This window comes from Polaromonas sp. P1_F9 (assembly GCF_056405615.1).
Window position 1 is genome coordinate 767,043 of sequence record NZ_JBFUBT010000001.1, and the last position, 24,959, is coordinate 792,001.

23 protein-coding genes are annotated in these 24,959 nt (G+C 60.8%); 13 read left to right on the plus strand and 10 right to left on the minus strand.

Going from position 1 to position 24,959, the window contains the following annotated elements:
- Positions 1-6: 6 nt before the first annotated feature.
- The 8 genes from AC1DYR_RS03600 (at position 7) to AC1DYR_RS03635 (ending at position 8,466) form a co-directional block, all read left to right on the plus strand.
- A complete protein-coding gene (locus tag AC1DYR_RS03600; protein WP_477703863.1) occupies positions 7-1,995 on the plus strand; it encodes a bifunctional 3-phosphoshikimate 1-carboxyvinyltransferase/cytidylate kinase in 1,989 nt (662 codons plus the stop codon).
- A 150-nt stretch (positions 1,996-2,145) separates the two neighbouring features.
- Complete coding sequence (gene rpsA / locus AC1DYR_RS03605; RefSeq protein WP_457280054.1) at positions 2,146-3,831, plus strand: 30S ribosomal protein S1; 1,686 nt, start codon at positions 2,146-2,148, stop codon at positions 3,829-3,831.
- 63 nt (positions 3,832-3,894) lie between these two features.
- A complete protein-coding gene (locus AC1DYR_RS03610; RefSeq protein WP_348043247.1) occupies positions 3,895-4,209 on the plus strand; it encodes an integration host factor subunit beta in 315 nt (104 codons plus the stop codon).
- A 63-nt stretch (positions 4,210-4,272) separates the two neighbouring features.
- Entirely contained in the window at positions 4,273-4,557 is a 285-nt protein-coding gene (locus tag AC1DYR_RS03615; RefSeq protein WP_457280053.1) for a LapA family protein, read from the plus strand.
- Complete coding sequence (lapB, locus tag AC1DYR_RS03620; protein ID WP_477703864.1) at positions 4,547-5,692, plus strand: lipopolysaccharide assembly protein LapB; 1,146 nt, start codon at positions 4,547-4,549, stop codon at positions 5,690-5,692. Before AC1DYR_RS03615 ends, lapB begins: the two co-directional genes overlap by 11 nt.
- A 116-nt stretch (positions 5,693-5,808) precedes the next feature.
- Entirely contained in the window at positions 5,809-6,756 is a 948-nt protein-coding gene (gene rfaE1 / locus AC1DYR_RS03625; RefSeq protein ID WP_477703865.1) for a D-glycero-beta-D-manno-heptose-7-phosphate kinase, read from the plus strand.
- 27 nt (positions 6,757-6,783) lie between these two features.
- The gene (gene rfaD / locus AC1DYR_RS03630; protein ID WP_477703866.1) at positions 6,784-7,788 is read left to right on the plus strand and encodes an ADP-glyceromanno-heptose 6-epimerase; all 1,005 of its coding nucleotides are present in this window, start codon (positions 6,784-6,786) and stop codon (positions 7,786-7,788) included.
- Positions 7,789-7,917: 129 nt separating this feature from the next.
- A complete protein-coding gene (locus AC1DYR_RS03635; RefSeq protein WP_477703867.1) occupies positions 7,918-8,466 on the plus strand; it encodes a ComEA family DNA-binding protein in 549 nt (182 codons plus the stop codon).
- A 116-nt stretch (positions 8,467-8,582) separates the two neighbouring features.
- On the opposite strand, the gene AC1DYR_RS03640 is transcribed toward AC1DYR_RS03635, so the two are convergent.
- From AC1DYR_RS03640 to AC1DYR_RS03680, 9 genes are all read right to left on the minus strand, one after another.
- The gene (locus AC1DYR_RS03640) at positions 8,583-9,128 is read right to left on the minus strand and encodes a DinB family protein (RefSeq protein ID WP_477703868.1); all 546 of its coding nucleotides are present in this window, start codon (positions 9,126-9,128) and stop codon (positions 8,583-8,585) included.
- A gap of 296 nt (positions 9,129-9,424) precedes the next feature.
- Complete coding sequence (locus AC1DYR_RS03645; RefSeq protein WP_477703869.1) at positions 9,425-13,057, minus strand: hydantoinase B/oxoprolinase family protein; 3,633 nt, start codon at positions 13,055-13,057, stop codon at positions 9,425-9,427.
- 57 nt (positions 13,058-13,114) lie between these two features.
- Positions 13,115-13,717, minus strand: coding sequence for a nuclear transport factor 2 family protein (locus AC1DYR_RS03650; protein ID WP_477703870.1), 603 nt, complete (start codon positions 13,715-13,717; stop codon positions 13,115-13,117).
- Between the two features lie 28 nt (positions 13,718-13,745).
- The gene (locus AC1DYR_RS03655; protein WP_477703871.1) at positions 13,746-14,723 is read right to left on the minus strand and encodes a TRAP transporter substrate-binding protein; all 978 of its coding nucleotides are present in this window, start codon (positions 14,721-14,723) and stop codon (positions 13,746-13,748) included.
- Between the two features lie 37 nt (positions 14,724-14,760).
- Complete coding sequence (locus AC1DYR_RS03660; protein ID WP_477703872.1) at positions 14,761-16,053, minus strand: TRAP transporter large permease; 1,293 nt, start codon at positions 16,051-16,053, stop codon at positions 14,761-14,763.
- A 17-nt stretch (positions 16,054-16,070) separates the two neighbouring features.
- A complete protein-coding gene (locus AC1DYR_RS03665) occupies positions 16,071-16,580 on the minus strand; it encodes a TRAP transporter small permease (protein WP_477703873.1) in 510 nt (169 codons plus the stop codon).
- Between the two features lie 98 nt (positions 16,581-16,678).
- Complete coding sequence (locus AC1DYR_RS03670) at positions 16,679-17,641, minus strand: TRAP transporter substrate-binding protein (protein WP_477703874.1); 963 nt, start codon at positions 17,639-17,641, stop codon at positions 16,679-16,681.
- A gap of 12 nt (positions 17,642-17,653) precedes the next feature.
- Positions 17,654-18,478, minus strand: coding sequence for a putative hydro-lyase (locus AC1DYR_RS03675; RefSeq protein WP_477703875.1), 825 nt, complete (start codon positions 18,476-18,478; stop codon positions 17,654-17,656).
- A 122-nt stretch (positions 18,479-18,600) separates the two neighbouring features.
- Positions 18,601-19,554 carry a LysR family transcriptional regulator gene (locus tag AC1DYR_RS03680; protein ID WP_477703876.1) on the minus strand — a complete coding sequence of 318 codons (954 nt, stop codon included), beginning with the start codon at positions 19,552-19,554 and terminating at the stop codon, positions 18,601-18,603.
- Positions 19,555-19,676: 122 nt separating this feature from the next.
- Between AC1DYR_RS03680 and AC1DYR_RS03685 the strand changes: the two genes are divergently transcribed.
- The 3 genes from AC1DYR_RS03685 to AC1DYR_RS03695 are packed head-to-tail and all read left to right on the plus strand — an operon-like array spanning position 19,677 to position 22,488.
- The gene (locus tag AC1DYR_RS03685) at positions 19,677-20,660 is read left to right on the plus strand and encodes a TRAP transporter substrate-binding protein (RefSeq protein ID WP_477703877.1); all 984 of its coding nucleotides are present in this window, start codon (positions 19,677-19,679) and stop codon (positions 20,658-20,660) included.
- A 2-nt stretch (positions 20,661-20,662) separates the two neighbouring features.
- Complete coding sequence (locus tag AC1DYR_RS03690) at positions 20,663-21,172, plus strand: TRAP transporter small permease (RefSeq protein ID WP_477689258.1); 510 nt, start codon at positions 20,663-20,665, stop codon at positions 21,170-21,172.
- Positions 21,173-21,192: 20 nt separating this feature from the next.
- Positions 21,193-22,488, plus strand: a complete 1,296-nt coding sequence (locus tag AC1DYR_RS03695) for a TRAP transporter large permease (RefSeq protein ID WP_477703878.1) — start codon at positions 21,193-21,195, stop codon at positions 22,486-22,488.
- A 13-nt stretch (positions 22,489-22,501) separates the two neighbouring features.
- On the opposite strand, the gene AC1DYR_RS03700 is transcribed toward AC1DYR_RS03695, so the two are convergent.
- Complete coding sequence (locus AC1DYR_RS03700; protein ID WP_477703879.1) at positions 22,502-23,218, minus strand: aspartate/glutamate racemase family protein; 717 nt, start codon at positions 23,216-23,218, stop codon at positions 22,502-22,504.
- Positions 23,219-23,266: 48 nt separating this feature from the next.
- On the opposite strand from AC1DYR_RS03700, the gene crcB reads away from it, so the two are divergent.
- Positions 23,267-23,653 (plus strand): fluoride efflux transporter CrcB, encoded by a 387-nt coding sequence (gene crcB / locus AC1DYR_RS03705; RefSeq protein ID WP_477703880.1) that lies wholly within the window; start codon positions 23,267-23,269, stop codon positions 23,651-23,653.
- A gap of 126 nt (positions 23,654-23,779) precedes the next feature.
- Entirely contained in the window at positions 23,780-24,946 is a 1,167-nt protein-coding gene (locus tag AC1DYR_RS03710; RefSeq protein ID WP_477703881.1) for a helix-turn-helix domain-containing protein, read from the plus strand.
- Positions 24,947-24,959 lie beyond the last annotated feature (13 nt).

Sequence of the window (24,959 nt, forward strand, 5' to 3'; positions counted from 1 at the left end):
CGATTCATGTTCGACATCGAGTTCCTGGACATCCCTCCCCTCAGTGGAGCGGGAGGCACTGTCCGCCTGCCCGGATCCAAAAGCATTTCCAATCGCGTCTTGTTGCTGGCTGCCCTGAGCCACGGGGAAACCACAGTTCACGATCTCCTGGCGTCTGACGACACCGCCGTGATGCTGACGGCGCTCAGGCAGCTTGGCTGCGAGGTAAAACAAGAGGGCAGCACCGCGATGATCACCGGCCTTGGCGGCCGCAACGTCCACACACCGGTCAAGCTGTTTCTGGGCAATGCCGGTACTGCCATGCGTCCATTGACGGCAGCTCTGGCCTTGCTGGGCGGCGAATTTGAGCTGTCGGGTGTGGCCCGTATGCACGAAAGGCCTATCGGCGACCTGGTCGATGCCCTCCGGCAGCTGGGCTGCTCCATCGACTACCTGGGAAATGAAGGTTTTCCGCCTCTGCGCCTGCGTTCCGGCCAGTTGAACCTGAAAGAACCCATCCAGGTGCGCGGAGATGTTTCCAGCCAGTTCCTGACCGCCCTGCTGATGGCCCTGCCCATTGTGGCCGTTGACGACATCTGCATTGAGGTCGTGGGGGAGCTGATTTCACGGCCCTACATCGAAATCACGCTCAAGCTGCTCAAACGTTTCGGCATTGACGTGCAGCGCAAAGGCTGGGAGCAGTTCGTCATCCCCGCCGGCAGCCGCTACCAGTCGCCCGGAGAAATCCATGTTGAAGGCGACGCTTCCTCTGCTAGCTATTTCATAGCGCTTGGCGCAATAGCGTCGGGCGCTGCAGGCCAAAATGGCATAGAAGTTTTGGGGGTCGGGGCCGACTCCATCCAGGGCGACATTCGTTTTGTGGAGGCTGCACGGATGATGGGCGCGCAAATCGACAGCACGCCCAATTCATTGCGCATCTCGCGCGGTGCATGGCCGCTCAAGGCGATTGATCTGGACTGCAACCATATTCCCGATGCCGCGATGACGCTGGCCGTGATGGCGTTGTATACCGAGGGATGCACCACCTTGCGCAACATCGCCAGCTGGCGCGTCAAGGAAACCGACCGCATCGCCGCGATGGCCTGCGAGTTGCAAAAACTCGGCGCCACGGTGGATGAAGGGGCGGACTATCTCAAAATTACGCCGCCCCTGCCCGGCGAATGGAAAACCGCGCCCATTCACACCTATGACGATCACCGCGTAGCCATGTGTTTTTCGCTGGCCGCTTTCAACCCGGCCCGGTTGCCCATCCGGATTCTTGACCCCAAATGTGTCGGCAAAACATTTCCGGACTACTTCGAGGCCCTGTTCACGGTGGCCAGAGCAGATGCCAACCATATTCCGGTGATTTGCGTCGATGGCCCCACTGCCTCGGGCAAGGGTACCCTGGCAGCCTTGACGGCCCAACGGCTCGGCTACCACTACCTTGACTCCGGCGCCCTGTACCGCTTGAGCGCATTTGCCGCCTTGCGTGCCGACGTCTCGCTTGACGACGGGCCCGCAGTGGCGCAAATCGCCAGTACCATGCCGGTTCGCTTTCAGGGCGACCGGATTTTCCTCGGGGCGGAAGATGTATCAGAAGCCATCCGCTCCGAAGCTGCGGGAATGGCCGCTTCCCGGGTCTCGGCCCATCCCCAGGTTCGCGCCGCGCTGCTGACCCTGCAACACAGTTTCCGGCAGTTGCCCGGGCTGGTAGCAGACGGGCGGGACATGGGAACCGTCATTTTTCCCGATGCACCGCTCAAAATCTACCTGACGGCCAGTGCCCGGCACCGCGCTGAACGACGGCATAAGCAGTTGATTTCAAAGGGAAATTCAGCTATAATCAGCGAGATTCAGCAAGATTTAGAGGCACGTGACGCCCGCGATTCATCGCGAAAGGCTGCCCCTTTGAAGCCTGCTGATGACGCCCGTCCCCTGGACAATTCCTATCTGTCGATTGAAAAATCGGTTGATCAGGTGATTGACTGGTGGCAAGGCACCCGGCCCTTCTGACCCCCGACGCGCACCCTGCGCTTGGTCAGCAGGTTCATTAACGTAACCCGCAGCCTTATTCAACGTCTGGCCGCAAGCAACCGCCGCAAGCAGCTATAAAAACAATAGCAATTCCGCTATTGGAACCCTGTTGTGTGGATGAGGAAAATCATGTCTGAATCTTTTGCCGATCTATTTAACGAATCGCTCCAGCGCTCTGAAATGCGCACCGGTGAAGTCATCACCGCTGAAGTCGTTCGCATCGACCACAACCACGTCGTCGTCAACGCCGGACTGAAGTCCGAGGCCTATGTGCCGCTTGAAGAATTCAAGAACGACCAGGGCGAACTCGAAGTCCAGGTCGGCGACTTTGTCTCCGTGGCCATCGACTCCGTCGAAAACGGCTATGGCGACACCCTGCTGTCCCGCGACAAGGCCAAGCGCCTGGCCTCGTGGATGAGCCTGGAAAAAGCCCTGGAGTCCGGCGAATTCGTCACCGGCCAGACCAGCGGCAAGGTCAAGGGCGGTCTCACCGTCCTCGTCAACGGCATCCGCGCCTTCCTGCCCGGCTCGCTCATCGACACCCGCCCCATCAAGGACTTGTCTCCGTACGAGAACAAGACCATGGAATTCAAGGTCATCAAGCTGGACCGCAAGCGCAACAACGTCGTGTTGTCACGCCGTGCCGTGGTCGAAGCCAGCATGGGCGAAGAACGCGCCAAGCTGATGGAAACCCTGAAGGAAGGCTCCTCCGTCAAGGGCGTCGTCAAGAACATCACCGAATACGGCGCGTTCGTTGACCTGGGCGGCATTGACGGCCTGCTGCACATCACCGACATGGCATGGCGCCGCGTGCGTCACCCAAGCGAAGTGGTGACGGCTGGCCAGGAAATCGTGGCCAAGATCCTGAAGTTCGACACCGAAAAGAACCGTGTCTCGCTGGGTCTGAAACAGATGGGCGACGACCCGTGGATGGGCGTGAACCGCCGCTATCCACAAGGCACGCGCCTGTTCGGCAAGATCACCAACATCGCCGACTATGGTGCATTTGTTGAACTCGAGCCAGGTATCGAAGGCTTGGTCCACGTGTCCGAAATGGACTGGACCAACAAGAACGTGGCTCCTAGCAAGCTCGTGGCCCTGGGCGACGAAGTCGAAGTCATGGTCCTCGAGATCGACGAAGACAAGCGCCGCATCAGCCTGGGCATGAAGCAGTGCAAGGCCAACCCATGGCAAGAATTCGCACAGGAAACCAAGCGCGGCGACCGCGTCAAGGGCCCGATCAAGTCGATCACCGACTTCGGCGTCTTCGTGGGCCTGGCTGCCGGTATCGACGGCCTGGTGCACCTGTCCGACCTCTCGTGGAACGAACCCGGCGAAGCCGCAGTTCGCAACTACAAAAAGGGCCAGGAAGTGGAAGCGATTGTGTTGGCCGTCGACGTCGACCGCGAGCGCATCTCCCTGGGTATCAAGCAGCTGGATTCCGATCCGTTCACCACGTTCGTGTCGATCAACGACAAGGGCGCGATTGTGACCGGCAAGGTCAAGACTGTTGATGCCAAGGGCGCTGAAATCGATCTCGGCGAAGACATCATCGGCTACCTGCGCGCCAGCGAAATCAGCCGTGACCGCGTCGAAGACGCGCGCAACGTGCTGAAAGAAGGCGACGAAGTGTCCGCAGTCGTGGTGAATGTGGATCGCAAGACCCGCAATATCCAGCTGTCGGTCAAAGCCAAGGACAACGCCGACCAGCAGGAAGCCATGGCAACCCTGAGCCAGCAGTCTTCGCGTGAAAGCGCCGGCCTGACCAACCTTGGCGCCCTGTTGCGCGCCAAGCTGGACAACAACGAAAAGTAAGGCGACCGTGCAGCGGTGTGATGCGCCCCCGGCGGATTGCATCGCTGTACAGCTACTTTATCCATGACCCGAAGCGATCTTGTCGAAGAACTGGCAGCCCGATTCAGCCAGCTGACGCACCGCGACGCCGAATATGCCGTCAAGACGATTCTTGATGCCATGAGCGACGCGTTGGTGCGCGGCCACCGGATCGAAATCAGGGGATTTGGCAGTTTTTCCATCAACCGCCGCCCGCCTCGCATGGGCCGCAATCCGCGTTCCGGTGAAAGCGTGGCCATCCCTGAAAAACGGGTGCCCCATTTCAAGCCGGGCAAGGCGTTGCGGGAAGCGGTGGATGCCCGTACCCAGGAGCTCCTGGCGGTCACGGATCCGAAGTAAGGTCTTGCTGTTTTCCCCCGGTGGTCTGGCTACAATCGCGAGACCACCACGGGGGACGACCAAGTGAAATACCTCATGTGGCTGCTCAAGGCAGCCATTTTTTTTACGCTGTTTGCTTTTGCACTGAATAACCAGCAGACGGTTTCGGTGAATTTTTTCTTTGGCACGATGTGGCGAGCACCTCTGGTGCTGGTTGTCCTGAGTGTCTTCGCCTGCGGGCTGGCACTCGGTATTCTTGTCATGATGCCGCGCTGGTGGAAAAAGCGCAGATCGGCGAAATATGCCTCCTCCACCATGGGCCCCCACACCGTGACCGAAGACCCTTCCACGCTCCACCATGGAATTTGATTTCACCTGGGTCCTGCTCGGGTTTCCGATCGCCTTTACCCTGGGCTGGCTGGCTTCGCGACTGGATTTGCGGCAACTGCGCATCGAAAACCGCCAGGCGCCCAAAGCCTACTTCAAGGGCCTGAATTTTCTGCTCAATGAGCAGCAGGACCAGGCCATTGACGCCTTTATCGAAGCCGTACAGAACGACCCCGACACGTCCGAGCTTCACTTCGCCCTGGGTAACCTGTTCCGCCGCCGCGGCGAATACGAACGCGCCGTGCGCGTACACGAACACCTGATGTCGCGCGGCGACCTGACGCAACCGGAACGTGACCGCGCCCAGCATGCACTGGCCCTGGATTTCCTCAAGGCCGGCCTGCTGGACCGTGCCGAAATCGCACTGCGCAAACTGGAGGGAACGCCGTTCGAAGAAGAGGCCCGGCTTGCGTTGCTGTCCATTTATGAACGCTCGCGGGATTGGCCTAACGCCACCGAAATCGCCGCCAGACTGGGCACCTCCAGCCATGGCAGCTTCAGTGCCCGGCAGGCGCATTACCTTTGCGAGCAGGCTATTGCGTCCGCAGCAGCAGGCGACACAGGCCAGGCCCTGGAGACGTTGCAGCAGGCCGTAGCCATGGCGCCGGTATCAGCCCGGCCGCTGATAGATTTGGCAAAACTGCAGCACCAGCTCGGCAAGCCACAGGACGCTTTGCACACATTGCAAAAGCTGGAAGGCCTGGCGCCGCAAGGCCTGCCGCTTGCCGCCGGTTTGATTGCCAATATCGCCCAGGCAAGCGGCCAGGAACCCGCCGCGCTGGAATTGCTGAAGACCAGTTACGCCAACGCACCGTCCATCGACGTGGTTGAAGCCATCGTCAAACTGGAAAAAGACCCCGCGTCGGCACGCCAGTGGTATGCCAGGCACATGGAACGCCAGGCGTCCCTGGTCGCCGCCGGCAAGTGGATAGAAGGGGAAAAACTCCAGGATGAGCATCACCACGCCTTGGTGCAGCGTTCGCTGGGTCAGGCAACCAAGCCGTTGATGCGCTATCGTTGTGCCGCGTGCGGCTTTGAAGCCACGCAGCACTTCTGGCATTGTCCCGGCTGCCAGGCCTGGGACAGCTACCCGACGCGTCGGATAGAAGAATTATGAACACCCAGAGATTGGGCACACCCCGTGGAGGCTTCGCCTCCTCCCCCTTGCAGGGGCAACAGCTGTGACCCGGCGAAGCCGGTTTCACGCTGTTCCTTGCTTGAATACAGACATTCATGACCACTATCCCCACACTATCCGCAGAACGAATCGCCAAGGCCCGTGTCCTCGTGGTGGGCGATGCCATGCTCGACCGGTACTGGTACGGCGCGGTAGACCGCATCTCGCCTGAGGCCCCGGTGCCCGTGGTACGTGTCACGCGCACCGAAGAGCGCATAGGCGCCGCTGCCAACGTGGCCTACAACATCGTCACGCTGGGCGCACAGGCCTCGCTGCTGACCGTGGTGGGCGACGATGAGGCCAGCCACCAATTGGAGGCGCTGGTCGCCAAAACCGGCATCGCCCCTTACTTCGGCCGCGACGCACGGCTCAAAACGACCGTCAAGCTGCGCGTCATTGGCCGCCAGCAGCAACTGATCCGGCTCGACTTCGAGAACACGCCGGAAAACGAGGTGCTCGCCTCACAGTCCGCCACCTTTGAAAAACTGCACACGCAGCAGGATGCCGTGCTCTTTTCGGACTACGGCAAGGGTGGCCTCGCGCATATCGTGCTGATGATCGCCCAGGCGCGCGCTGCCGGCAAAGTGGTGCTGGTCGATCCCAAGGGGGCGGACTACGCACGCTATAAAAACGCCAGCGTCATCACGCCGAATCGCGCCGAGCTCGAGCACGTGATCGGTACCTGGAACGACGAAGCCGAGCTGCGCACCAAAGCCCACAACCTGCGCACCACGCTCAATCTTGATGCCCTGTTGCTGACCCGCAGCGAGGAAGGCATGACCCTGTTTGACGCCCAGGGTGAGCTGAATGTACCGGCTGTGGCGCGTGAAGTGTTCGACGTTACCGGCGCAGGTGACACGGTCATCGCCACGCTGGCAGCCATGGCGGCCACGGGCATGAGCCTTCGCGATGCGGTGCCCATCGCCAACCGTGCCGGTGGCATCGTGGTTGGCAAGTTTGGTACCGCAACGGTCAGTTACGACGAGCTGTTTGCCGCGCATTAAATTGCGCCTCAGGTTAAAGGATTCATTATGAAAATAGTTGTGACCGGAGCTGCGGGTTTTATCGGCAGCAACATCATCAAGGGCCTCAATGCCCGCGGCATCGACGACATCATCGCGGTCGACGATCTGACTGAAGGCGACAAGTTTCGGAACCTGGCCGGCCTGCAGATCGCCGACTACGTGGACGCCGACGATTTCTACGACCTGTTCGCTGAAGGCGCCTACGGTCAGGTCGAGGCCGTGTTCCACGAAGGCGCCTGCAGCGACACGATGGAGCCCGATGGCAAATACATGATGGACAACAACTACACGCTGTCGTGCGAGCTGTTCCATGCCTGCCAGGACCAGGGAACACGCCTGCTGTATGCCTCGTCGGCCGCTACTTACGGCGGCTCCGACACCTTCAGGGAATCGCCTGAATTCGAGCGGCCGCTCAACGTCTACGGCTACTCCAAGCTGCTCTTTGACCAGCGGCTGCGGCGCGAACTCGGGAGCCGGTTTGAGGGCGCCGCGAGCCAGGTCGCGGGCTTTCGCTACTTCAATGTCTACGGCCCCCACGAACAGCACAAGGGCCGCATGGCCAGCGTGGCTTTTCACCAGTTCAACCAGTTCCAGGCGGAAGGCAAGGTCAAGCTGTTTGGCGAATACGGCGGCTATGGCGCCGGCGGCCAGATGCGCGACTTCGTCTTCATTGACGACGTGGTGGCCGTGAACCTCTGGTTCTTTGACCATCCCGAGCAGTCCGGCATTTTCAATCTCGGCACCGGAAAGGCCCAGCCCTTCAACGACGTTGCCCTCGCGGTCGTGAACACCTTGCGCAAAGGGCAGGATGCCGCGGCGCTGAGCCTGGAAGATGCCGTGCGCGGCGGACTCATCGACTACATCACCTTCCCGCCGGCACTGGTGGGTAAATACCAAAGCTACACGCAGGCCGACCTCGGTGCCCTGCGTGCCGCTGGGTGTGACCATGTTTTTGCTGATGTGAAAGCGGGTGTAACTGCTTACATGCAGTGGCTGGGCAAGAATCGCTGAAGCCAGGGGTTCCCCAACCCAATCGCGCCAGGCAGGTCAACGCGGTGTGAAACCGGGCCGTTATAAACACAGCATTCTTATTTACAGGATGCATAACGCGCTTCGTCACTCACCATTGAGGAGATTTCCATGTTCAAGAAAGTACTGGCGTTTTTCGCCGCCATGTCTCTCGTTGCGGCCTTTGCTGCGGTCGACGTCAACAAAGCCACAGAGGCCGAACTCGACGGCATCAAACACATCGGCCCCGTCACCTCCAAGCTGATCATCTCCGAGCGCAAGAAAAGCGAGTTCAAAAACTGGGACGACTTCATCACCCGCGTCAAAGGCGTGGGAGACAAACGTGCAGCCGAGTTCTCCGCCGCGGGGCTGACCGTTGGCGGTGCCGCCTATACCGGCCCGGCCGCCGCAGGTGCCAAGGCAAAAACCAAGGCCGAAGCCAAGGCGGACGCCAAAGCCACCAAGACGGCCGACAAGCCCATCACCGAAAAAGCGAAGGACGCAGCCATTGCCACCAAGGATGCAGTCAAGGGCGCCGCTATCGCCACCAAAGACGCCGTGGTGGAATCGGCCAAAGATGCCAAAGAGGCGGTAACGTCCAAGAAAGACACCAAAAAAGAAACCAAGACCGAAGTCAAGGTTGAGGCAGCCAAGCCTGCCGCAAGCGCTGCCAAGAAGTAATTGGCCCGCACCCATAAAAAACCCGCTCATAGCGGGTTTTTTTATGTTCATTTTGGCTTCCAACCCTTTAGGGTCGGGCGCAAGCAGCTATCTATTTCATAGCGCCTTAAAGGCCTCTACACCAGCGCAATCAGGTCCGTCACGCCCACCGCTGCCCCAGCCTGCGTGACCAGTGTCGTCACTTGCCCTCTATGGTGCGTCTGGTGGTTGAAAAAATGCGTCAAAGCCTTCCAGACCACGTGTTCGCGCTGCACCCCTTTCGAGTTGGCGTAGCGCATGGTCATGGCGGGGTAAGCCTCAGGCATGTCGGCAGCCCACTGCTCGATGGCACCGTCGAGCTGCTGCCGTTTGGCTTTCAGCCCGGTCCAGTCTTCGTAGAGCACCATGTCCAGTGTGTAGGCCTGCGGCATGTCCAGCACTTCAGCGCCCAGCGACGTGAAACGGATTCCTTTCTCATTACCGCACTGCGCAAAGCGCCTCAGCCAGACCTGGTCGGCCAGGACAAGATGGCCCAGCGTGTGATGGATCGAGCCGAAAAAGGCACCGCGGTCACGCTTGCGCTCCTCATCGGTCAGGGTCTCACAGGCGTCATACAGCCGTTCATTCATCCAGCGGTTGTATTGGGCCAGAAATCGGTAGTTGTCGATAAACGAAACCGTCATACGTGCTCCTGAATTGATAGCTGCTTGCGCTCGCCGGGATTGCGCCAGGGCCGGATTTCATCTACCCCCCCCGACCGGGAATTACGGCCCGCCACCTGCCGTAATTGCCCTAAGGCCAGGTACGTCAGCAGGCGCGTTTTCCACCCTCAGATTTTCACCTGAAAGAGGTACTGGGGAACGGCTCCGGCCGGGAAGATCAAACGCAGTCTGTCAGGCGCTCTGGCTCAATCCCAATGCTCACGTGTCTGCAGCTTGTTGCGACTCAGGCCAGCACCGACCAGCCTGTCGGCATTGCATCAAGCTTTCCCGAAACCGCCGCCGCCAGGCGTATGGATTTCAAAAATATCACCGGGCTGCATCTCGGCCTGCCCGATATGGCCCAAAGTTTCGATCTGGCCTTGCACCCGGACCACAACGTTTTGCCCGACCTGCCCGGCTTGACCCCCTGCCATGCCAAAGGCGCCATGTTTGCGCCCGTTCGACAGGATGCTGGCCGTCATGGCCTCCAGGAAGCGGACACGGCGCACACCGCCATTGCCGCCCTGCCAGCGGCCCGCACCGCCGGAGCCCTGGCGAATCTCGTAGCTTTCCAGCCGCACCGGGAAGCGGAATTCCAGTACCTCCGGGTCGGTGAGCCGCGAATTGGTCATATGCGCCTGCACTACAGAGGTGCCGTCAAAACCCGACACCAGCTTGCCCGCCTCATCCAGCTTTCCGCCGGCACCCGAACCACCCGAAATGGTTTCGTAGTACTGGTGGCGGGCATTGCCGAACGTGAAGTTGTTCATCGTGCACTGGCCGGCTGCCATCACACCCAGCGCGCCGTAAAGCGCATTGGTGATGCAGGTAGACGTTTCCACATTACCCGCCACCACCGAAGCCGGCGGGTTGGGGTTGAGCATGGAGCCCGGCGGGATGATGACCTTGAGCGGCTTCAGGCAGCCGGCGTTCAGCGGGATGTCGTCGTCAACCAGCGTGCGGAACACATACAGCACTGCGGCCATGCACACCGCCGTCGGCGCGTTGAAGTTATTGGTCTGCTGCGGCGATGTGCCGGTGAAGTCGATCTCGGCGCTGCGTCCTTTGACGTCAACGCGGATGGACACCTTGATCTGGGCGCCGTTGTCCAGCGGCAAGGTGAACTCGCCATTTTTGAGGCGCGTGATCACGCGGCGCACCGACTCCTCGGCGTTGTCCTGCACATGGCGCATATAAGCCAGCACCACCTCCAGGCTGAAGGTGTCCACCATCTTGCGCAGCTCCTGCACGCCCTTTTCATTGGCGGCGATCTGCGCTTTCAAGTCGGCCATATTCTGCTGCGGGTTACGGCTGGGGTATTTGCCGCTTTTGAGCAGCGCAATCATTTCGGCCTCGCGCAGCACGCCGCGTTCCACCAGCTTGACGTTGTTGATCTGCACGCCCTCTTCTTCAATCAATGTCGAGAACGGCGGCATGGAGCCTGGCGTGGTGCCGCCGATGTCGGCGTGGTGGCCGCGCGAACCGACATAAAACGTCGGCTGTGTGGCCGCACCAAGGTAGACCGGTGTGATGACGGTGATGTCGGGCAGGTGCGTGCCGCCATGGTAGGGGTCGTTCAGCACATACACGTCGCCGGGCTGCATCTTTCCGGCGTTCTCGCGAATCACCGTCTTGATGCTTTCGCCCATGGAGCCCAGATGCACTGGCATGTGCGGTGCGTTGGCGATCAGGTTGCCCTCGGTGTCAAACAGCGCACAGCTAAAGTCCAGGCGCTCCTTGATGTTGACCGAGTAAGCGGTGTTCTGCAGCTGCAGGCCCATCTGCTCGGCAATGTTCATGAAGAGGTTGTTGAAGACCTCCAGCAGCACCGGGTCTACCGTGGTGCCTGCCGCAAATTTCACGGCACGTTCAGCCCGGCGGTCCAGCACCAGGTGGTCCAGCGCTGTCAGCGCGGCTTCCCAACCCGGTTCCACGACCGTGGTGGCGTTCTTCTCGGCAATAATGGCCGGCCCCGAGATGATGTCGCCCGGCCGCAGGTCTTCACGCACCACCAGCGCGGCGTCGTGCCACTGGCCGCCGGAGTACATGCGCACGGTTTCGCGGCGAGGTACTTCGCGCGGCTCATACGTGGTGTGGCGCGGCTCGGCAGGCGCGTCGCCCGCCACCACGGACTCTACCGACACGGCCTCAACCACCAGGCCCTTACCCTGCATCAGGAACGCAAAGCGCTGGCGGTAAGCCGCTTCGAACCCGGACTCGATCTCGTCCAGCGTACCGAAGGGCACGATCAACGCGGAGTCGCTGCCTTCATAACGCACATGCACGCGGTGATGCGTGGTGATGCTGCCGGTACTGACCTGCTGGCGCTGCAGCTCGGCCTCTGCCGTTGCAGCGAGCGCGTTGAGCTTGTCTGCAATTTCCGGAAGCACAGCGGCCGAGAGCTTGAGCTCCACCGCCTGCTCACGAATCACATTCTGGTCGGCCAGGCCCATGCCATAGGCGCTCAGCACACCCGCCAGCGGATGCACAAACACCTTGGTCATGCCCAGCGCGTCGGCCACCAGGCAAGCGTGCTGCCCGCCCGCACCGCCAAAGCATTGCAACGTGTAGCGTGTCACGTCATAGCCGCGCGCCACCGAAATTTTCTTGATGGCGTTGGCCATCTGCTGGACCGCGATGTTGATGAACCCTTCAGCCACCACCTCGGCACTGCGCCCGGTCTGCCCGGCCAGTTCGTTGAACTGGGCCTCTACCGCCTCGTAACTCAACGGCTCATCGGCATTGGGACCAAATACTTTCGGAAAGTAGCGCGGCTGCACCTTGCCGACCATCACGTTGGCATCGGTCACCGCCAGCCGGCCGCCGCGCCGGTAACTGGCGGGGCCTGGGTTAGCGCCTGCGCTTTGCGGGCCCACCCGGAAGCGCTCGCCGTCAAACTTGAGGATGGATCCGCCGCCCGCCGCCACGGTGTGGATGCTCATCATGGGTGCCCGCATGCGCACACCGGCCACCTGGGTCTCGAATTCGCGCTCGAACTCCCCGGCGTAATGCGACACGTCCGTTGAGGTGCCGCCCATGTCAAAGCCTATGACCTTGGCATGGCCGGCGATTGCGGCCGTGCGGGCCATGCCCACAATGCCGCCCGCAGGGCCGCTCAGAATGGCGTCCTTGCCCTGAAATACATGCGCATCGGTCAACCCACCGGAAGACTGCATGAAAAAGAGCCGTACCCCCGGCATCTCACTGGCGACCTGCTCCACATAACGGCGCAGGATCGGGGAGAGGTAGGCGTCCACCACCGTGGTGTCGCCGCGGCTCACAAACTTCATCATCGGGCTGGTTTCATGCGAGGTGCTGATCTGGGTAAAACCCACCTCGGTCGCGATGCGCTTGGCAGCCTTTTCATGCTCCGTGAACCGGTAACCATGCATAAAAACAATCGCAAGGCTTCGCAGCCCTTTCTGGTACTGCGCAAGCAGCTCCTTTTTTAATAGCGCTTCGTCGAGCGCCTGAAGCACCTCGCCTTGCGCGCCCACACGCTCCTGGGCCTCCACCACCGCGCTGTAAAGCAATTCGGGCAGCACGATGTGGCGGTCAAACAGCCGGGGGCGGTTCTGGTAGGCAATGCGCAGCGCATCCCGAAAGCCGCGCGTGGTCACCAGCAATGTCGGCTCACCCTTGCGCTCCAGCAGTGCATTGGTGGCCACGGTCGTTCCCATCTTCACGCAGTCCACCACGTCGGCGCGTATCGGTTCGCCCGTTTTCAGGCCCAACAGGTGGCGGATGCCGGCTACCGCTGCATCGCGGTACTGCTCCGGGTTTTCCGACAGCAGCTTGTGGGTCACGAGCGAACCGTCAGGCTTTTTGGCGACGATATCGGTGAAAGTGCCGCCGCGGTCTATCCAGAATTGCCAACGGTCGCCGCCCGGTTTTGAAGTGGTGTCTTGCATGATTTTTAATTTCAAAGTTAACGTGTTCTTTGCTGATCTTGATGGATCTTGCTGCTGTCAGACCTGGCTTGGCACGACACTGTGAGGCGTTGCCGGCCGGGACCTCTTGTCCGGAAAATTGGCGATCTGTGACCTGCCAATGTACCCAAGTACCGGCGCCAGGTGCTGGATGTCCGGCGCGCCACGCAGGGCCGTGGAAGCCGGGCACCAGGGATAGGGAAGACCGGTTACCCAATCCATGACCTCGTCTGTGTGCGAGGCCGGCAGGGTCTGCATGTTCGCAATGGTGATTGAAAGGCTTTCCGCCAGACATGAGGGCGGCGAAAAACACCAATCGTAGCGGCCGCACCCGACCCTCACGGCGCGGCTGTCCTTTTCCGTCATGGCAACCAGCCAGTCACAGCAAAACACCTGCGCGCCGGCCTGCGGTGGCGAGCCCAGGCAGAAGGTGTAGACATTTTCATAGGATTGGCCAAACCGGCGCACCAGCACCTCACCGATGGCATCCCGCCCCCGGGACACCGGCGGAAAAGAGATCGCACCGGTGTGGACGGTGACCTGCAGCAGGGCATCGTCCGTAAAGGCTTGCGCCAGCAGGTGAGGCCGGTTGCCATCCTTGGCATGAAGGTAGGCGGCGATGGATGCAGAAGGAGTTTTCATGCGATTTGAAGCCTGTGCTTAACTTTGCTTATTGCGGCATGTAGTACGGCACGAAAATATCATTGGCTTCATTGCCCACCGATCGTATCCACTCGCGCGAGAACTTCTCGCCCATGCGCTTGATCTCAGTGTCCAGCTCGGGGGGAATGCGTTCTATCTTCACGCCGTTGGCGCGCAATTCCTCGGTCGCGCTGGTCGCCAGCGCCTGGCTGGCCTGCCAGCCGCGGACTTCCGCCTCGCCCGCCGCATTGAGCACGGCGGCACGCACCTCGGGCTTCAGTGCATCAAAGACCTTGCTGTTCACAAACACCGCATTTTTGGGGAACCAGGCATTGATCTCGTAGTAATACTTGATCGGACCCCACACTTTGTTCTCCACGCCGGTCAGCGCCGACGTGATCATGTTGTCCATCCGGCCTTCGGCCAATGCCTTGCCCACATCGACCATGGCCACATCCACCGGCTTGGCACCCAGCATTTCGGCGATACGCATGGTGGTCTGGTTGTAGGTGCGCATCTGGGTACCGCGAAAGTCTGTCGGGCCCCGCACCGGCTTGTTCGAATGCAGGCCTTGCGGCGGCCACGGCACTGCGTAGAGGAGCTTCATGCCATGCTCGGTGAAATGCTTTTCAAGGCCTGGCCGCTGCAGTTTCCAGAGGCGTTGTGCGTCCTTGTAGGAGGCCACGACGAAGGGAATGGAGTCCGCGCCAGCCAGCGGAATTTCCTTGACCATGCTCGCCATGATGGTCTCGCCCGCTTCGGCCTTTCCCTGCTGCACGGCCGCGCTGATGTCCGCCAGCTTGGCCAGGGTGTTGTTGGGGTACACCTTTATGACCAGCTGTCCGCGCGTGGCCAGATCCACATCGCGCCCAAACTGCAGGAGGTTCTGCGTATGGAAGGACTCTGCCCGGTAGCCCGTGGCCAGCTTCCAGGCTGTCTGGGCCATCACAGTGGAGGCGTGACCCAGCGAGACCGCGCACAGGGCGGACATAAAAAGCTTTTTCATGGGAACTCCTGAAAAGAAGTGGCTACTTGCTGTTGGACTACATATGACGTGGCAGCCACAGCACCACATCGGGAAAGAAGTAGGTAATCAGTACCGCAACAATCATGAGAAAGAACAGGGGCAGCGCCGTGCGTGCGATCCAGGTCACCTCACGCCTTGTCAGGCCCTGGATGACAAAAAGATTGAAGCCGACCGGCGGCGTGATTTGCGCCATCTCCACCACCAGCACAATGAAGATGCCGAACCAGATCAGGTCGAACCCGGCGGCTTCCACCGTCGGCAGCAGCACTGCAATGGTCAGCACGACAACCGAGATGCCGTCGAGAAAGCAACCCAGGACAATAAAAAAAGCGATCAGCCCCAGCATCAGCATGAAGGGCGAGAGGTGCAATGCGCCTATGAATTCAGCCAGGTGCCGCGGCAGGCCGATGAACCCCATGGACAGGGTCAAGAAAGCCGCGCCGGCGAGGATCAGGCCGATCATGCAATAGATGCGGCAGGCGGCGACCAGCCCTTCCTTGAACTTGCTCCAGTTCAGCGAACCTTCAATGGCCGCAAGCACGAGCGAGCCTGCCACACCCAGCGCAGCGGCTTCGGTAGCGGTGGCTATCCCGCTGTAAATTCCACCGAGAACCACCACAATCAGCGACACGACCGGAATCAGGTGGCGCGAAGCATAAATTTTCTGGCCGAAACTCATGGCCGCGTCAGCCGCAGGCACCTTGTCCTTGTTGAACAGCGCCCAGACCACGATGTAGCCCATGAACAGAGCCGCCAGCATCAAACCTGGAATCACACCGGCCAGGAACAGCTTGGCAATCGACACATTGGCCGCCACGCCATACACGATCATGATGATGGACGGCGGGATCAACAAACCCAGAGTGCCCGCACCTGCCAGTGTCCCGACGGAAATATCATCGGGGTAGCCACGTTTTTTGAGTTCAGGCAAGGTGATCTTGCCGATGGTGGCGCAGGTGGCCGCCGACGAGCCCGAAATGGCGGCAAAGATGGTGCAACCCACCACGTTGATATGCAGCAAGCGGCCGGGCAAGCGGTCCAGCCAGGGTGCCAGGCCCTTGAACATGCTGTCAGAAAGCTTGCTGCGAAAAAGGATCTCACCCATCCACAAAAACAGCGGAAGGGCTGTCAGGGTCCAGCTGGACGTGGAGCCCCAGATGGTCAGCACCATGCTGTCCCCCACAGGACGCTGGGTCAGCAGCTCCATCCCCAGCAGTGCTACGGCCAGCAGCGACATTCCTATCCACAAACCCGACCCCAGCGCCACAAAGAGCAGCACGATCAACCCGAAGGCAATAACGATGTCCATTTTTTTCTTTCCAGGGCTTATTCAATATGGGCGGCTTCACTGGAGACAGCAATGAAGCTGCCACCGCGCCAGCGCTCGACAAGGGCTTGTACAAATGACAATGCAAAGCCAATGCAGCCCAGCGCCATGGCGAGCTGTGGAATCCAGAGAGGCGAAGCGTCCGCTGCCGGCGAGATGTCGTGCGTGCTGTAAGACACCCAGACCAGCCGCACGGCGTACCACGCGACATAAACCGCAAGGGCGAGGCCGGCGCCCAGGGACCACCACTCAAGAATGCCGCGTACCCTGGGAGAAACGCGTTCGAGCAGCAAAGTCACACGGATGTGGTCGCCATGCTGGAGCGTACCGGGCAGCGCAAGGAAAAGGGCCGCGGCAATCGCATACCCGGCGTAGGCGTCGAGACCGGAAATGTCCCAGTTCGCCTCACGCGCCACAACACCCAGCATGACGGTGCAAAAAGCCGCCAGCATGGCCATGCAGGACAAGCCCATCAGCAGTTTGTAAAAATTCCGGACGAGTTTGCCCATCACGTGCTCCTGCATCGATCAAAAAAGGAAGAAAGAGAGCGGCGGGCCTTCTGACAGCAGGTCTGCATTGCACAGACCCTCCCGCCGCGAAAAGCCGCTTATTTCTTGCGGTAAGCGTCGATCACAGCCTGGCCTTCAGGGCCCGCAGTCTTCAGCCACTCGGCCGTCATGGTTTCACCGATAGCGGCAAGTTCCTTCTTGACGCTGTCCGAAGGTGTGCTGATGGTCATGCCCTTGGCTGCCAGTTCCTTCATGTATTCGCCATCCAGCTTTTCGCTGGTGGCCCAGCCACGCTGCTCGGCAGCGGCAGCGGCCTTGAGCAGCGCGTCCTGCGTGGGCTTGTCCAGCGCATCGAATGCCTTCTGGCTCACCACTGTCGCATTGCGCGGCAGCCAGGCGCTGACGGGGTAGAAGTACTTGACCTGCTCATGCAGCTTGCTTTCCACGCCGCTGGCACTGGACGTCAGGAAGTTCTGCACACCGCCGGTCGCGAGTGCCTGGCCCAGCTCGGCCAGCTGGATGGTCACCGGTTGCGCCTTGAGAAGCTGGGCAATGCGCGTGGTTGCCGGGTTGTAGGCGCGCATTTTGGTACCGGCAAAGTCGGCCGGCGTGCTGATGGGCTTGAGCGAATACAGCGACTGGCCGGGCCAGGGCACGGTGAACAGGACCTTGACACCCTGGGAGGCCAGCAGCTTGTCCTGCGCGGGTTTGGCAGCCACATACAGGCGCTTCGCATCACCGTAACTGGTGGCCAGGAAAGGAATGGAATCCACACCGAACAGCGGATTCTCGTTGGCCGCGCCGGAAAGGATGAACTCCGCAGCCTGCACCTGGCCGGTCTGCACTGCGCGCTTGATCTCATTGGCCTTGTAAAGCGAACCACCCGCATGCAGGGTGATCTTGAGTTTTCCGCCGGTAAGTTGGTCCACCTCGGTGGCGAACTGCTGCACGTTCTGGGTCTGGAAGCTGTTGGCACCGTAGCCGGTGGGCAGATCCCATTTTGTCTGGGCCTGGGCAAAACCGGCACAGGCAAGCGTCAAACCAAAAATAAGTGTCCTCATGAAAAGCTCCTTCTAGAAACTGGCAAGTTGGTGGTTCAAAAGATCGGTAATCAGCATCGCACCCGGCGCGTGGGTGATGCAGAACTCGGGACGGGCCTGCATGATGGCCGCCTGCGGCGTGACACCGCAGGCCCAGAAAACGGGGATTTCACCCGGCAACACTTCGACGGCGTCGCCGTAATCCGGCTTGGTGATGTCGGCAATGCCGATCTGGGCCGGATCGCCGATGTGCACCGGAGCGCCGTGCACATCGGGGAAACGCGAGGTGATCTGAACGGCGCGGATCGCGTCGGCCGCCTTGAACGGCCGCATGGTGACCACCATGGGCCCGTGGAAGGGGCCTGCCGGCTCGGTGGCAGTCGTCGTGCGGTACATCGGAACATTGCTGCCCTGGTCGATATGCCTGATGCGCAAACCCGCTTCCTGCAGGGCTTGTTCGAAAGAAAATGAACATCCGAGCACAAACGTCACCATGTCTTCGCGCCACAGCGCACTGATGTCCTTGGGCTCATCGGTCAATTCGCCATGGCGCCAAACGCGGTAGCGTGGCAGATCGGTGCGGATATCAATGTCCGCACCCAGCGCCGGCAGTTCCGCATGACCCGGCTCCGACACCGCCAGCACCGGACAGGGCTTGGGATTGCGCTGGCAGTAGCGCAGGAAGTCCCCGGCTTCAGCTGCCGGGAGGATGACCACGTTGCCCTGCACATGACCGTTGGCCAGGCCACTCGTCTGCGAAGTCCAGTGGCCCTGCCGGATGACGCCGCGGACGTGTGCAGCATTGTTGATGCCGCCTGCGCCGAAAACCGAGAGTGCCGATTCAGTCGATGTACTCACCAGAAAATTCCCCGTTTGCGTATGTCACTTTCATGACGATGGGCGAATTGTGTAAGCGTCGGTGACCTTCAGCAAATTCGAAATTTTTTACTTACGTCATCGATTTTTTCGATGATTGGTATTTACCCTGATGCACCTTTTTTGCCTGTTTTTGCAACCTTTGCTGCTGGCTTTCGACCCGTTTTGGTGCCGGCCCCCGTGCTCTCCGCGGCAAACTGCACGGCCGACCTGACCACTGTCTCGACCACCGATGAAGTCGGGTCGGTGCGGTAGCTCGCGTGGATCGGCAACGACTTCACACGGGTGTCGCAGGTGAGCAATTTCAGGCTGGCAAACCCCGTCAGGCGCTGCACTGCGATGCGCGGCAGAAGGGCCACGCCAAAGCCGCCTTGCACCAACTGGACCATCGCGGAAATGGATGAAATGGCATGCACCTTTTTGGGTTCCATGCGGTGTTGTTTGAACAGGTCAACCAGCGTGACATGCGGCTGCGAGCCCTTCTGAAATGTCAGCAACTCCATCTCTGCGAGCTCATCCAGCCGGTAATTTCTTTTTTTATGCAGCGCCGGATTCCCCACAAAAGCCATATCCATGGGCGGCAGGGCCTGGTTGCGCACCCCGTCCGCCGACGCGGGCAATGCCGCAAAAACCAGGTCCAGCGTGCCGCGTTGCACCTGGTCCATCAGGATGGGCGTGGTTTCCACCGTCAGCTCCAGCTCCAGGCCAGGGTGGTCTACGCGGAGTTTTTCGAGCCAGGGAATCAGCCAGGAGTGCAGTACCGATTCGATGGCACCTATGCGCATCGATACCGCCATGGCCGCACCGGAACCCATCTCATGTTTGACCTCTCGCTGCAACTCCAGCAGCTTTTGCGCATAGACCAGGAAACGCGCGCCCGCGACGGTGAGCTTGAACTGCTTGTCACGCCGGTCCAGCAGCAGGATGCCCAACTCCTCTTCCAGCGTAGCGATGCGGCTGGACATGGCCGACTGCGTCAGGTAGAGCTTCTCTGCGGCGCGCGAGATGCTTTTGAGCGAGGCCACCCAATAGAAAGCTTCAACAAAACGCAGGTTCATGGCGGGGCCCCAGGGTCGCGGAAACAGATAGGCGCCGGATTTTCGGGGTATGCCCGGTGAACTGGCGCGGGATTTGCGTCTATCCTATTACTACTTACTAATTCCTTGTCCTGGAGCTTTTCATGAAATTCAAAGTCACCTTGATGGCCGCTGCTCTCGCCTTCGGCGCCAACGCCTTCGCCCAGACCAAGTGGGATTTGCCCGCGGCCTACCCGGCCAGCAACTTCCACACGGAAAACCTCTCGCAGTTCGCGGCAGACGTCGACAAGGCCAGCGGCGGCAAACTCAAGATCACGGTGCATGCCAACGCCTCACTCTTCAAGGCCAACGAAATCAAGCGTGCGGTGCAAGGTGGACAGGCCCAGATCGGTGAAATCCTGTTGGTCAACTTCGAAAACGAAAACGCGATATTTGGCGCGGATGGCCTGCCCTTCGTGGCCTCCAGTTACGCCTCGGCACACAAGCTGGCCGAAGCGCAAAAGCCGGCGCTGGAAAAACTGTTGGGCGCGCAAGGCATGAAGCTGCTCTACACCGTGGCCTGGCCTCCCCAGGGCATTTACGTCAACAAGGAAATCACCGCCGTTGCCGACATGAAAGGCTTGAAGTGGCGCGCTTACAGCCCGGCTACCAGCAAGATTGCCGAGCTGGTCGGCGCGCAACCCGTGACCGTGCAGGCAGCGGAACTGAGCCAGGCCATGGCAACCGGCGTCGTCAACAGCTACATGAGCTCGGGCTCGACCGGCTACGACACCAAGACCTACGAAAGCATCAAGTATTGGTATGACGTGCAGGCCTGGCTGCCCAAGAACGCCGTCATCGTCAACAAGAAATCTTTCGATGCGCTCGACGCACCGACCCAGGCAGCTGTGCTGAAAGCCGCCGCGGAAGCCGAGACCCGCGGCTGGAAAATCAGCGAGGAGAAAAATGATTTCTACAAAAAAGCCCTGGCCGAAAAAGGCATGAAGATCATGACGCCCTCGCCCAAGCTGGTGGCCGACCTGCGCCAGGTGGGCAGCATCATGAAGGCAGACTGGATCAAACGCGCCGGCCCCGAGGGTGAAGCCCTGCTGTCTGCATTCGAAAAATCCAACGCAGCGAAGAAATAGCCATGCGCCGCATGCTCGATGCGCTGTATGACGGTGCGGCATGGCTGGGCGCCCTGTTCATGATCGGTACGCTGGTGTCGGTACTGGCCGGCGTCCTCGACCGCCAGTTCGCCTGGTCGCTGCGCGGGACCGACATGTATGCCGGTTACTGCATGGCTGCCAGCGGTTTTCTGGCGCTGGCCCACACCCTCAAGAAGGGTGAGCACATCCGCGTCACGCTGATCCTCAACGGCCTTCGTGGCAGCGCCCGGCGCGCGCTGGAAATCTGGGCCCTGGCCGCGGCTAGCGCCCTTTCGATGCTGTTCGCCTGGTACAGCGTCATGCTGTCGGTCAACTCCTATGCCTACCACGACATTTCCACCGGGAATGACGCTACGCCGCTATGGATTCCCCAGATCACCATGGGCGTAGGTGCCGTCATCCTGATGATCGCATTCATCGATGAACTGGTGCTGGAAATCAGGGGCCGGCGCACCCAGGCCAGCAGCGACGAAGCGCTGCATCACGAATAAGCAAGAACAAAAGAGCTTCAATGTCCGATCTCGCCATCACCTCGCTGCTGATTCTTTCGCTTTTCCTGATACTCGGCTCCGGTGTCTGGATAGGCCTCACGCTGTCAGGTGTGGCCTGGATAGGCATGCAGCTTTTCTCTTCGCGAGCCGCGGGCGACGCCATGGCGGTAACCATCTGGGGGTCTTCGTCAAGCTGGACACTGACGGCCCTGCCCCTCTTTGTGTGGATGGGAGAAATCCTGTTTCGTACCAAGCTCAGCGAAAGCATGTTCAAGGGCCTCGCCCCCTGGGTCAGCCGGCTACCGGGTGGACTGCTGCACACCAACGTCATCGGCTGCACCATTTTTGCCGCGGTCTCTGGCTCCTCAGCGGCAACCTGCGCCACCATCGGCAAGATGACTCTGCCGGAGCTGGCCAAACGCGGTTACCCGGAAGACATCACGATAGGCTCCCTCGCGGGCGCCGGCACGCTGGGCCTTCTGATCCCGCCATCCATCATCATGATCGTCTATGGCGTCAGCGCCGACGTGTCAATTGCCCGGTTGTTCATAGCGGGTGTTTTTCCCGGCCTGCTGCTGGCTTCTCTTTTCTCAGGCTACCTGGTCGTCTGGGCCTTGCTCAACAAGGGCAAGATCCCGCCGCCTGATGCCGCGATGAGTTTTGGCGAAAAAATCTACGAGTCACGCCACCTGATTCCGGTCGTACTCCTGATCGGCGCCGTGCTGGGTTCCATCTATACCGGTGTGGCCACCGCGACCGAAGCCGCAGCCATCGGCGTCGTCGGCTCGCTCGTGCTGGCTGTCGTGCAGAGATCCATGAGCTGGAACACCTTCAAGGAATCCTTGCTGGGCGCGACGCGGCTGTACTGCATGATCGCGCTGATCCTGGCCGGCGCTGCGTTCCTGACGCTGAGCATGGGCTACATCGGGCTGCCTCGCCACCTGGCCGAATTCGTCTCCAGCCTCGGGCTTAGCCCCTTCATGCTCATCGTCGTGCTGAGCATCTTCTACGTTGTCCTGGGCTGCTTCCTGGACGGTATTTCGATGGTGGTGCTGACCATGGGCGTCATCTTGCCCACGGTGCAGGCAGCCGGACTGGACCTGATCTGGTTCGGTATCTTCATCGTCATCGTGGTTGAGATGGCGCAAATCACGCCGCCCGTGGGATTCAACCTGTTTGTGCTCCAGGGCATGACCAAAAAGGAGATCACCTATATCGCACGGGTGACCTTGCCGTTTTTCTTCCTGATGTGCGGCATGGTGTTGCTGCTCTGGTTCTTCCCGCAGATTGCCACCTGGCTGCCGGGCAAGATGTAGAGGCCAGCAGCACTCATCTCCACGGGCGCAGCAGCCGTTCATCGTCAGTCAGCGCCCAGGTCTCAAAACCGGTGGCCTCTTCAATCGCCTGGCGGTGCGGCGGCAAGTTGGTGCATTCAAGTACCACCGCCTGTAATGAAGGCTCTCGCTGCCTCAGGGCCACCGCAGCCGCCACTACATCGCCGCACGCCTTCTCCCTGTCCATGGTCGGGCGGTTACCCAGAATGGCAGTAACAAATTCACTTTCAGGATCCACCCCCTGCACCACCACATCCGCCAGACGCTCATGCGCCACACCTGCGGCACGCAAATGCTCTGCGCCCAACGCGGCTGAACTGATGGTCAGTACGCCCACCCTGGCGTGGCGTGCAAGCAGCGTCGGCAATTGAAGCAGGCTGGACGTGACAACAGGAACCGGCACGGCCGCCTGCAGCTCGTCCTGCAGCAGCACGAGGAAACCGCAACTGGTGGTGATGGCCTGCGCACCTTCATCCGCCAAGGCCTGCACCGCCTGTATGAAGGCCGGCAGCACGCCCGCAGCCCGCAGGCCTGCACCGCTCTGCACAACCTTGCCGGGCATGGCGCCCTGCACCACATGCTGGCGAACCGGAACGCCGAAAGCTTCAGGATGGCCGATGTCGCCCACCCACCGGGGAAACTGCGTATCAAGCATCACGACTCCCAGGAAGCCAGGAGGCTCGCTGAAACCGGGTGCTGAGGTTAAAGTCATGGCTCTATTCTCCCGCCAAACAACCAACTCACCGCCGCCACCACCGTCATGTTGAACGTCATCGCCATTTCTCTTGGAGCTTCAATCGGTGCGCTGGCGCGCTGGGGCCTCGGCCTGTGGCTGACGCCGGGCGGCCTCATTCCCTGGGGCACCCTTGCAGCCAACCTGATTGGCGGCTACCTGATCGGTATCTGCATCGCGGGTTTCCAGTCCATGCCCCAGTTGGACCCGGTGTGGCGGCTGGCGCTGGTGACGGGGTTCCTGGGCGGCCTCACCACGTTTTCCTCGTTTTCGGCCGAAGTGGTGATCTTCCTGATGGAAGCGCGCTACGGGCTAGCCGCGCTCACGGCCACCGTACACGTGCTGGGATCGCTGTTGATGACCGTGGCTGGCCTCAAAACCGCTATGGTTTTTATAGCTGCTGGCGCACGCTGAGAGCCGGTTAAAGCTATTTTTAGCCAGAAAAAGCGGCAAGGCACAAGCTTATCCGCCCGCACGGCAATGGCACGGGCCATCCGCATCGCGCGCTGCACGCGCCGCAGGAATTGGCCACAATGCAGCATGGCTTCCATGACCCCTTTTCACGCCGCCCCGTCGACGGGCGGGCAAGACAGGCTGGCGCGCATCGGACACGCCCGCCAGGCGGTTCTTCACGGCGATCCGCTGCCAGCCGGCACCGCGCCGCTGGTTGAGAACTGGATAGAACGGTCCTGGATACGCTGCCTGGCCCAGGGCCATAGACCGGAGCAGGCTCCCTCCTTCGACATGGTTTCTGCCGCCGCACTGCGGCGCACCCTGGAAGCCAACCACCGGCTGGTGCAGGCTGCGGCACCTGTGCTGGAAAAGCTGGGCCAGGCCATTGCCGACACGCGCTACTTCGCCATCCTGACCAACCAGGCCGGTGTGGTCATCGATGTGAATGGCCCCATCGACCGGCGCGACCGCCGCGCCGACATGATCACACGCATCGGCACGGACCTTTCGGAACAACAAGTGGGCACTACCGCCATCGGCGCAGCGCTCACCGAACTGCAACCGGTGTGGCTGCATCGGGGTGAGCATTTTTTTGATGCCACCTCGGTCTACAGCTGCGCCGGCGCGCCCCTGTTCGGCCCCGACGGCCGCTGCGCCGGCATGCTGGACCTGACGGGCATCGAAGTGGTCGAGAGACCCGAGCTCAAACATCTCGTCGCGCAATCCGCGCGCAGCATAGAGAACGCGCTCACTTTGGGCAAACCCCATGCATTGCTGATCCGGCTGAATTGGCCGGGCCGCACGCTGGGAGATGAAACCGATGGGCTGGTGTGCGTGGATACCGATGGTTGCGTCGCTGGCGCCAACCAGGCAGCGCGGCAGATGATTTCGCAGCTGGGCCTCACCGCAGGTACGACGCCGCATTCCAACGATCTCTTTGCCATGCCCTTCGAAATGCTGTTTGACGCAGCGCAGCGCCAGGCGCCGGTGAATGGCGGCATCCTCGAGGTGCCGCTCTGGACAGGCCTGCGCCTGCATGCGCTGCCGCAGTTGCCCGGCCGGGACTCGCCGCCGCCCCCGGCAACCAGCCTGCCGCCTTCAGGCGCCGCGTCGCGAACGCTGAAGGAACTCGAAACCGCCTTGATCCACAAGGCGGTGACCGATTCACGCGGCAATGTGCTGCAGGCCGCAAAAGCGCTCGGTGTCAGCCGGGCCACGGTTTACCGCCGACTAGGCTCGGGCAAGCGCAGCTAGCCCGGCAAACACA

Excerpts from the sequence above, each read along its gene's own strand:
- AC1DYR_RS03600 (WP_477703863.1), top strand. The coding sequence starts at position 7 with ATGTTCGACATCGAGTTCCTGGACATCCCTCCCCTCAGTGGAGCGGGA.
- rpsA (WP_457280054.1), top strand. The coding sequence starts at position 2,146 with ATGTCTGAATCTTTTGCCGATCTATTTAACGAATCGCTCCAGCGCTCT.
- AC1DYR_RS03610 (WP_348043247.1), top strand. The coding sequence starts at position 3,895 with ATGACCCGAAGCGATCTTGTCGAAGAACTGGCAGCCCGATTCAGCCAG.
- lapB (WP_477703864.1), top strand. The coding sequence starts at position 4,547 with ATGGAATTTGATTTCACCTGGGTCCTGCTCGGGTTTCCGATCGCCTTT.
- rfaE1 (WP_477703865.1), top strand. The coding sequence starts at position 5,809 with ATGACCACTATCCCCACACTATCCGCAGAACGAATCGCCAAGGCCCGT.
- rfaD (WP_477703866.1), top strand. The coding sequence starts at position 6,784 with ATGAAAATAGTTGTGACCGGAGCTGCGGGTTTTATCGGCAGCAACATC.
- AC1DYR_RS03635 (WP_477703867.1), top strand. The coding sequence starts at position 7,918 with ATGTTCAAGAAAGTACTGGCGTTTTTCGCCGCCATGTCTCTCGTTGCG.
- AC1DYR_RS03640 (WP_477703868.1), bottom strand. The coding sequence starts at position 9,128 with ATGACGGTTTCGTTTATCGACAACTACCGATTTCTGGCCCAATACAAC.
- AC1DYR_RS03645 (WP_477703869.1), bottom strand. The coding sequence starts at position 13,057 with ATGCAAGACACCACTTCAAAACCGGGCGGCGACCGTTGGCAATTCTGG.
- AC1DYR_RS03650 (WP_477703870.1), bottom strand. The coding sequence starts at position 13,717 with ATGAAAACTCCTTCTGCATCCATCGCCGCCTACCTTCATGCCAAGGAT.
- AC1DYR_RS03655 (WP_477703871.1), bottom strand. The coding sequence starts at position 14,723 with ATGAAAAAGCTTTTTATGTCCGCCCTGTGCGCGGTCTCGCTGGGTCAC.
- AC1DYR_RS03660 (WP_477703872.1), bottom strand. The coding sequence starts at position 16,053 with ATGGACATCGTTATTGCCTTCGGGTTGATCGTGCTGCTCTTTGTGGCG.
- AC1DYR_RS03665 (WP_477703873.1), bottom strand. The coding sequence starts at position 16,580 with ATGGGCAAACTCGTCCGGAATTTTTACAAACTGCTGATGGGCTTGTCC.
- AC1DYR_RS03670 (WP_477703874.1), bottom strand. The coding sequence starts at position 17,641 with ATGAGGACACTTATTTTTGGTTTGACGCTTGCCTGTGCCGGTTTTGCC.
- AC1DYR_RS03680 (WP_477703876.1), bottom strand. The coding sequence starts at position 19,554 with ATGAACCTGCGTTTTGTTGAAGCTTTCTATTGGGTGGCCTCGCTCAAA.
- AC1DYR_RS03685 (WP_477703877.1), top strand. The coding sequence starts at position 19,677 with ATGAAATTCAAAGTCACCTTGATGGCCGCTGCTCTCGCCTTCGGCGCC.
- AC1DYR_RS03690 (WP_477689258.1), top strand. The coding sequence starts at position 20,663 with ATGCGCCGCATGCTCGATGCGCTGTATGACGGTGCGGCATGGCTGGGC.
- AC1DYR_RS03695 (WP_477703878.1), top strand. The coding sequence starts at position 21,193 with ATGTCCGATCTCGCCATCACCTCGCTGCTGATTCTTTCGCTTTTCCTG.
- AC1DYR_RS03700 (WP_477703879.1), bottom strand. The coding sequence starts at position 23,218 with ATGACTTTAACCTCAGCACCCGGTTTCAGCGAGCCTCCTGGCTTCCTG.
- crcB (WP_477703880.1), top strand. The coding sequence starts at position 23,267 with ATGTTGAACGTCATCGCCATTTCTCTTGGAGCTTCAATCGGTGCGCTG.
- AC1DYR_RS03710 (WP_477703881.1), top strand. The coding sequence starts at position 23,780 with ATGGCTTCCATGACCCCTTTTCACGCCGCCCCGTCGACGGGCGGGCAA.